Below are 7,398 nucleotides of genomic sequence, written 5' to 3'. Positions count from 1 at the left end.
TGATTTCGCTGCGATAGCGCACCAGCAGGTAGCAGCCAACGAACAGAAACAGGGTATGCAATGGCGGTTTGAACTGACCAAAGTCGATGTCGTTGCCTGGCCCCCAGCACAGGCTGAGCAGTGCCCACGCCAGAAACAACAGGGCTGCAATGACGATCGGTTCGTGCAGCAGTTCTTTGCTGAGCCGCGGACGCAGGCACAGCGCAATCAGTGCCGGAATGCTGAACAGGCCATAGTAAAGCTTGTGATGCACACTGCGCCCTGGCAGGAAAAACAGTGCACAAAGCAGCAATAAATAACCGAGCGGAAGGATCCACAAGCAAATGAAATCGAAGATTCTATTGGACGTGCTGTTCAACGCGTTTAATTGCATGCTGAGTAACTTATTCCTGAATTGAGCGAGCGTACCAAGGCAGGGACATTTGGTGGCTATTTGACGCGCCACAATACACAGACTGTATGCGATTGCCAGAACCCTGGGGAAGCTGTGCTAAAGTCAGCGTCCTTTTTATCGACAATCGCGTGATATGACCGACTCCAGTCTCTGCGCAAGCCCATCGAGCTTGAAAATCTACTTCCGTCTGCTCGGCTATGTCCGGCCGTACATCAGCCTGTTCCTGATCAGCATCGTCGGTTTTCTGATTTTCGCTTCTACACAGCCAATGCTGGGCTACATCCTCAAGTACTTCGTCGACGGTCTGTCCAACCCTGAAGCGGCGCTGTTTCCAACCGTGCCCTACCTGCGGGATCTGCAACTGCTGCAGGCGGTGCCGTTGTTGATCATCCTGATCGCTGCGTGGCAGGGATTGGGGTCGTACCTGGGCAACTACTTCCTGGCCAAGGTTTCCCTGGGCCTGGTCCATGACTTGCGGGTGCAGTTGTTCAACAACCTGCTGGTGTTGCCAAACCGGTATTTCGACAAGCATAACTCGGGGCACCTGATTTCACGTATCACCTTCAACGTGACCATGGTCACGGGGGCGGCAACGGATGCGATCAAGGTCGTAATTCGTGAAGGCATGACGGTGATCTTCCTGTTTGCCTCGCTATTGTTCATGAACTGGCGCCTGACGCTGGTCATGGTCGCCATCCTGCCGCTGATCGCCATCATGGTGCGCACCGCCAGCAAGAAATTCCGCAAGCAGAGCAAGAAAATCCAGCTGGCCATGGGGGACGTGACGCATGTGGCGTCCGAAACGATCCAGGGTTATCGCGTGGTGCGCAGCTTCGGCGGTGAAAAGTACGAAGAGAAACGCTTCTTCGACGCCAGCCAGGGCAACACCGACAAGCAATTGCGCATGACCCGCACCGGCGCCATCTACACGCCGCTACTGCAATTGGTGATCTACACCGCCATGGCCGTGCTGATGTTCCTGGTGCTGTTCCTGCGTGGCGATGCGTCCGCCGGCGACATGGTGGCCTACATCACCCTGGCCGGCCTGCTGCCCAAGCCGATTCGCCAGCTGTCCGAAGTCAGCTCGACCATCCAGAAGGGTGTGGCCGGTGCCGAAAGTATCTTTGAACAACTGGATGTCGAACCTGAAGTCGATACCGGCACCGTCGAGCGTGACGTCGTCAGCGGTCGCCTGGACGTGCGCAACCTCAGCTTTACGTACCCTGACACCGAGCGTCAGGTGCTCAATGACATCAGTTTCTCGGTCGAGCCCGGGCAAATGGTGGCGCTGGTGGGACGTTCGGGCAGCGGCAAGTCGACCCTGGCCAACCTGATTCCGCGTTTCTATCACCACGACAAGGGCGAAATCCTCATCGATGGCGTCGAAGTGGAACAGTACAAACTGTTGAACCTGCGTCAGCATATCGCCCAGGTGACCCAGCACGTGACCCTGTTCAGCGACACCGTGGCCAACAACATCGCCTATGGCGACCTGGCTGGCGCACCCCGTGAAGACATTGAAAAGGCGGCCAAGGATGCCTATGCAATGGACTTCATTGCTCAGTTGCCTGAAGGCCTGGACACCCAGGTTGGGGAAAACGGTGTGCTGCTGTCCGGTGGTCAGCGCCAGCGCCTGGCGATTGCCCGGGCATTGTTGAAGAATGCTCCGCTGCTGATTCTCGACGAGGCGACTTCGGCACTCGATACCGAGTCCGAGCGGCATATTCAGGCAGCCCTGGATCAGGTCATGAAAGGTCGCACCACGCTGGTGATCGCTCACCGCTTGTCGACCATCGAGAAGGCCGACCTGATCCTGGTCATGGATCAGGGGAAAATCGTCGAGCGCGGCACCCATGATCAACTGCTGGCGCAAAACGGCTACTACTCGCGCCTCAACGCGATGGGCCTCGACGCCCCGGCCGAAGACATCGCCTGACCGCGAAAGGGCGAGCCWGGCTCGCCCTTTCGCGCACCCGACGTGCAACGCGTCCGGTGATTTGTATCCAGACCTTTACGCTTCTTGACCAAGCCGGAATTCATCCCATGGGTTTGTATCGGGCTGCCCGGGAAGGCCGGATCAAGGATTTCACCGGCATCGACAGTCCCTACGAGGTGCCGCTGCATGCGGAGTGTGATATCGATACGCAGGCGATGGAAATGAGCGACGCGTGCCGTCGTCTGGCGTTTTTTTTGCTCAAAAAACGAGCAATAAAGCCCGGCGAATAATCCGGTTGCAGCCACCGCACAAGCCGACACCAACCCTGTGTTAATATCGCGCCCCTGTTCATTCTGTATGTGGGTTGCACCATGAAGTTGTCCATGCCGCGATTCGATCAAGCCCCCGTCTTGGTGGTCGGCGATGTCATGCTCGACCGTTACTGGCATGGTGGTACCTCACGGATTTCTCCTGAGGCGCCGGTGCCGGTGGTCAAGGTCGATCACATCGAGGACCGTCCGGGCGGCGCTGCCAACGTTGCCTTGAACATTGCCGCCCTGGGGGCCCCGGCCTCGCTGGTCGGTGTAACCGGCGACGATGAAGCCGCCAACAGCCTGGTCAACAGCCTCAAGGGCGCCGGCGTGCGGGCCATCTTCCAGCGCATTGCGCACCAGCCGACCATCGTCAAGCTGCGGGTCATGAGCCGTCACCAGCAATTGCTGCGTATCGACTTCGAAGAACCCTTCGCCACTGACGCGCTGGCGCTGGCCGTGCAGGTCGATGAGTTACTCGAAGGCATCAAGGTGCTGGTGCTGTCCGACTACGGCAAAGGCGCGCTGAAAAACCATCAGGCGCTGATCCAGGCCGCCCGTGCCCGTGGCATTCCGGTGCTGGCCGATCCCAAGGGCAAGGATTTCTCGATCTACCGCGGTGCGAGCCTGATCACGCCGAATCTCAACGAATTCGAAACCATCGTCGGTGGTTGCGCCGATGAGCACGAATTGGTGAGCAAGGGCGCGCAGTTGATGCACGACCTGGACCTCGGTGCCTTGCTGGTGACACGTGGCGAGCACGGCATGACCTTGTTGCGTCCGGATCACCCGGCGCTGCACTTGCCGGCCCGTGCCCGTGAAGTGTTCGACGTGACCGGTGCCGGCGATACGGTGATATCCACTCTGGCGGCCGCGATGGCCGCTGGCGAAGAACTGCCTCACGCGGTGGCTCTGGCCAATCTGGCGGCCGGTATCGTGGTCGGCAAACTCGGTACGGCGGCCATCAGTGCGCCGGAACTGCGTCGTGCGATTCAGCGTGAGGAAGGTTCCGAGCGTGGAGTGCTGGGCCTTGAGCAGCTGTTGCTGGCGGTCGACGATGCCCGCGCGCACAACGAGCGGATCGTGTTCACCAACGGTTGCTTCGACATCCTGCACGCCGGTCACGTGACCTATCTGGAACAGGCACGGGCCCAGGGCGATCGCCTGATCGTCGCGATCAACGACGATGCATCGGTCAGCCGCCTGAAAGGGCCGGGCCGTCCGATCAACAGTGTCGACCGGCGCATGGCGGTACTGGCCGGTCTGGGTGCGGTGGACTGGGTCATCAGTTTCTCGGAAGGCACTCCGGAAAACCTGCTGAGCGCGGTCAAGCCGGACGTGCTGGTCAAGGGCGGCGACTATGGGATCGACCAGGTGGTCGGCGCGGACATCGTGACGGCCTACGGCGGTACCGTGAAAGTGCTGGGGCTGGTGGAAAACAGCTCGACCACGGCGATTGTCGAGAAGATCCGCAAGTCGTAGGAGCTGGCGTAGCCTGCGATCTTTTCCGGTAGCCTGGGGATCGTAAAATCAAAAGATCGCAGCCTGCGGCAGCTCCTGCATGGAGTACGCAGGCTGCGATCTTTTGCGTTTAAGAGCTTACCTTTTTACGCGGCACGATTTTCTTCAGCAGCAATTTGGCCTTGCCGCGCAACCGCGCCAGGCCTGAATCCTTCCCTGGCGGGGTCAGACCCTGCTGCCTCACCCAGTCCTTCCAGCGAATTCGCTCGTCGCGAACCAGCCAGCCTTCCTGTTGGGCGAAACTCTCGGCCAGGTATAGTCCGCGCGTGCTGGCCGGGTACAGCTGATCCTTTTTCAAGGTGTAGAGCTCAGCCATCGGGTGGCCGTCCTGCAAGGGCATCAAGTACAGATCGGGGCGCTTGCGGTCGAGGCGGGCGACGAGTTGATCGCCTTCCAGTCTTTCATCGACATGGAACAGGCTCAGGGATTTGGCTTCCCTGGGAACGTCCAGGCGCAAGTCGTAAATCAGTTGCAGTGACGCCGTTGGCAAATGCACGTAAGCCCGCGGGCGCTCTATCAGCATCAGGTTGGCGCAACGTACCGGCCGCGCCGAGCCGGACAGTGGCGACAAGCGAAACGGCAGGGCTTCACGGTAATGCAGGGCGGCCGAGTAGGGCGTCGGCAGCCAGGYGTCATTGAACCGCCCACCGAGCCAGCCTTCCGGAGTTTCCAGCAGACATTCTTCGGCAATTTCCTGGATCGCCGTGTGCAAGGGCAGGTTCAGCTCATGGGCCGGCACGTAGCCGGAGATCAGCTTGAGCACCACATCGCCACGGTCCTGCCGGCGTTGGCGCACCAGCACCCAATAATCGCGATTCTGCCAATGCAGGGTCAGGCGCACCGAAACCCCGAGGTTGGCCAGCTCCAGGGCAAACCGTTCGCTGTCGCCGACCGTCACCGGCCGACGACGTTGCAGGGTCTGGGAGAAATTCAGCGGCCTGCCGACGCTCTGATAAGTCAGGCCTTCGGGGGTCGCTTCGACGAATAACGGCAGGGTCTTGAAGTTGCTCGGGTTCTTTCTGATGAGCGTACGCGACATGTCGGCTCCTGCTTAAGGCCGCGTGGGCGGCGTCAGTGGCTACGTAGGACCTGGGCAACGGTCGCGACATTGTGGGCGAGGTGCAGCGGATTGATGGTCCCGACAATAGCACTGGCAACACCCGGATGTTCAAACAACAATTCGAAACTGGCGCGCACCGGATCCACGCCCGGACTCAGGCAGACATGACCACTGGCGAGGGCTTTTTTGACCAGAATGGCTTTGCCGTGTGCAGCAGCATAGTCAATGACGGCCTTCTCGTTTTGTTCGTTCAGATTGTAGGTGACCATCGCGCAGTCGCCTTGCTCCAGTGCCTTCAGGCCACCGTCGACGGTTTTGCCGGAAAAGCCGAAACCGCGAATCTTGCCTTCGGCCTTGAGCGCGGCGAGGGTCTCGTAGACTTCGCAGTCATTGAGGATCGCCAGGTCGTTRCCATCGGAGTGCACCAGCACCAGGTCGATGAAGTCSGTTTCAAGACGTTGCAGGCTGCGYTCCACCGACATTCGAGTGTGTGCGGCGCTGAAATCGTGACGGGACTGGCCGTYGGCAAACTCTTCACCGACCTTGCTGACAATCACCCAATCCTGACGCTGACCGCGCAGCAACGGACCGAGGCGTTCTTCGCTGCGACCATAGGCCGGGGCGGTGTCGATCAGGTTTATGCCCAGGTCGCGGGTGAGTTTGAGCAGCATGCGCGCTTCAACGTCATCGGGAATCCGGAAGCCGTTGGGGTACTTCACCCCTTGGTCGCGGCCCAGTTTCACCGTGCCCAGGCCCAAGGGTGAAACCATCAGGCCGGTACTGCCCAGCGGGCGATGCCGGTCGTGCAGGGTCGGTTGGCTCATGGCAGCAGTTGCTCCCAGGCCGGTACGCCCATCGGCGGCTTCGGCAGTTCAGGCAATGCTGCCGGGTGGCTTGGCTGGATACCGTCGCGGGTCAGGCTGGCGATCACGCGGTCGGCGAAGTCCGGCGCCAGGGCGAGCTTGGTCGGCCAGCCCACCAGCAGGCGGCCTTCCTCGGCCACAAAGGCGTTGTCGGGACGCGTCAGGCCTGATTGCAGCGGTTCGGCGCGATCCACGCGCAAGGTCGCCCATTGCACCGTGCTCAGGTCGATCCATGGCAGCAATTGGCCGAGTTCTTTCTGTGCGGTGGCGATCTGTTCGGCGGGCTCACGGGCCACGCCTTCAGATTCCGCGATATCGCCGCCCAGGTACCAGACCCATTGGCCATCCGCCGCCGGGTGCGTGGTCACGGTGATACGCGGTTTGGTGCCGCCACCCAGGCAATGGGCGTAAAGCGGTTTGAGGCTCGGCCCCTTGGCGATGATCATGTGCAACGGACGGCGCTGCATGGCGGGCTGGCTCAGACCCAGTGCTTCAAGCAATGCCGCCGTCCCGGCACCGGCGCTCAGGACGATGCGCTGGGCACGGATTTCGCGCTCATCCACCTTCAGGCCGACCAGCACGCCACCTTCCAGCAACGGCTCGATTCTCTGCCCGGCGAGCAAACCATCTCCCGCCAGATCGGCCAGGCGCTGGATCAGGCTCGGCACATCGACCACCAGTTCCGCCAGGCGATAGACCTTGCCCTTGAAGCGCTTGTCTTGCAGGGCTGGCGGCAATTGCTCGCCCTTGACCTGATCGACGCGACCGCGCACGGCCTTGCTGGCAAAGAAACTGGTGAGGTTGCCGGCAAGGGTGCCGGGGGACCACAAGTAATGGGCTTCGGACAGCAGGCGCACGCCGGACAGATCCAGCTCGCCATTCCCTGCCAATGCTTCACGCCAACGGCGCGGCATGTCGGCGATGGCTTCCGAGGCGCCAGTCAAGGCGCCATGCAGCGCGTATTTGGCGCCGCCGTGGATGATGCCCTGGGACTTCACACTCTGCCCGCCGCCGAGGCTGGCACTTTCCACCAGCACGGTCGAAAAACCCTGGCGGCGCAGGCGCGCGTTCAGCCAGAGGCCGGCGACACCAGCGCCGACAATCAGAACGTCGGTGGAAATAACGGATGGCATGCAGCGACCTCTGTGTTCAAGACGAGGGCGCAGTATACAGACTCGAAGATTGGAGGGGCTGACGCCAGTACTCTCGAGCCAACGAGTAACCCTGTGGGAGCGAGCTTGCTCGCGATGGCGGCATGGCATTCAGCATCAATGTTGACTGAACAACCGCTATCGCGAGCAAGCTCGCTCCCA

5 protein-coding genes and 2 pseudogenes are annotated in these 7,398 nt (G+C 60.8%); 3 read left to right on the top strand and 4 right to left on the bottom strand.

Features of this window, described 5'->3' with window-relative positions:
• Positions 1-373: pseudogene (locus AC1DVH_RS11655) on the bottom strand (polymerase); the annotation flags it as partial.
• A 154-nt stretch (positions 374-527) separates the two neighbouring features.
• Here AC1DVH_RS11655 and msbA point away from each other — a divergent pair.
• The 3 genes and pseudogenes from msbA (at position 528) to hldE (ending at position 4,123) form a co-directional block, all read left to right on the top strand.
• Entirely contained in the window at positions 528-2,330 is a 1,803-nt protein-coding gene (gene msbA / locus AC1DVH_RS11650) for a lipid A export permease/ATP-binding protein MsbA (protein WP_477753927.1), read from the top strand.
• A gap of 104 nt (positions 2,331-2,434) precedes the next feature.
• Positions 2,435-2,620 (top strand): annotated as a pseudogene (locus AC1DVH_RS11645) (adenylyl-sulfate kinase); the annotation flags it as partial.
• A gap of 81 nt (positions 2,621-2,701) precedes the next feature.
• The gene (hldE, locus tag AC1DVH_RS11640) at positions 2,702-4,123 is read left to right on the top strand and encodes a bifunctional D-glycero-beta-D-manno-heptose-7-phosphate kinase/D-glycero-beta-D-manno-heptose 1-phosphate adenylyltransferase HldE (RefSeq protein ID WP_477753926.1); all 1,422 of its coding nucleotides are present in this window, start codon (positions 2,702-2,704) and stop codon (positions 4,121-4,123) included.
• Between the two features lie 109 nt (positions 4,124-4,232).
• Here the strand turns inward: hldE and AC1DVH_RS11635 are convergent, their stop codons facing one another.
• Genes AC1DVH_RS11635 through AC1DVH_RS11625 form a run of 3 tightly spaced genes read right to left on the bottom strand, consistent with a single transcriptional unit; the run spans position 4,233 to position 7,218 of the window.
• Positions 4,233-5,201 carry a metal ABC transporter ATPase gene (locus AC1DVH_RS11635; protein ID WP_477753925.1) on the bottom strand — a complete coding sequence of 323 codons (969 nt, stop codon included), beginning with the start codon at positions 5,199-5,201 and terminating at the stop codon, positions 4,233-4,235.
• A 32-nt stretch (positions 5,202-5,233) separates the two neighbouring features.
• On the bottom strand, positions 5,234-6,046 hold the full coding sequence (locus AC1DVH_RS11630) for an aldo/keto reductase (protein ID WP_477753924.1): 813 nt from the start codon (positions 6,044-6,046) through the stop codon (positions 5,234-5,236).
• Positions 6,043-7,218, bottom strand: a complete 1,176-nt coding sequence (locus AC1DVH_RS11625) for an NAD(P)/FAD-dependent oxidoreductase (RefSeq protein ID WP_477753923.1) — start codon at positions 7,216-7,218, stop codon at positions 6,043-6,045. Before AC1DVH_RS11625 ends, AC1DVH_RS11630 begins: the two co-directional genes overlap by 4 nt.
• Positions 7,219-7,398 lie beyond the last annotated feature (180 nt).

This window comes from Pseudomonas sp. P4_C3, assembly GCF_056402075.1.
This window is presented reverse-complemented; position numbering and strand designations above follow the sequence as displayed.

What these genes read in the sequence shown, in the direction of transcription:
- msbA (WP_477753927.1), top strand. Translation starts at nt 528, where the DNA reads ATGACCGACTCCAGTCTCTGCGCAAGCCCATCGAGCTTGAAAATCTAC.
- hldE (WP_477753926.1), top strand. Translation starts at nt 2,702, where the DNA reads ATGAAGTTGTCCATGCCGCGATTCGATCAAGCCCCCGTCTTGGTGGTC.
- AC1DVH_RS11625 (WP_477753923.1), bottom strand. Translation starts at nt 7,218, where the DNA reads ATGCCATCCGTTATTTCCACCGACGTTCTGATTGTCGGCGCTGGTGTC.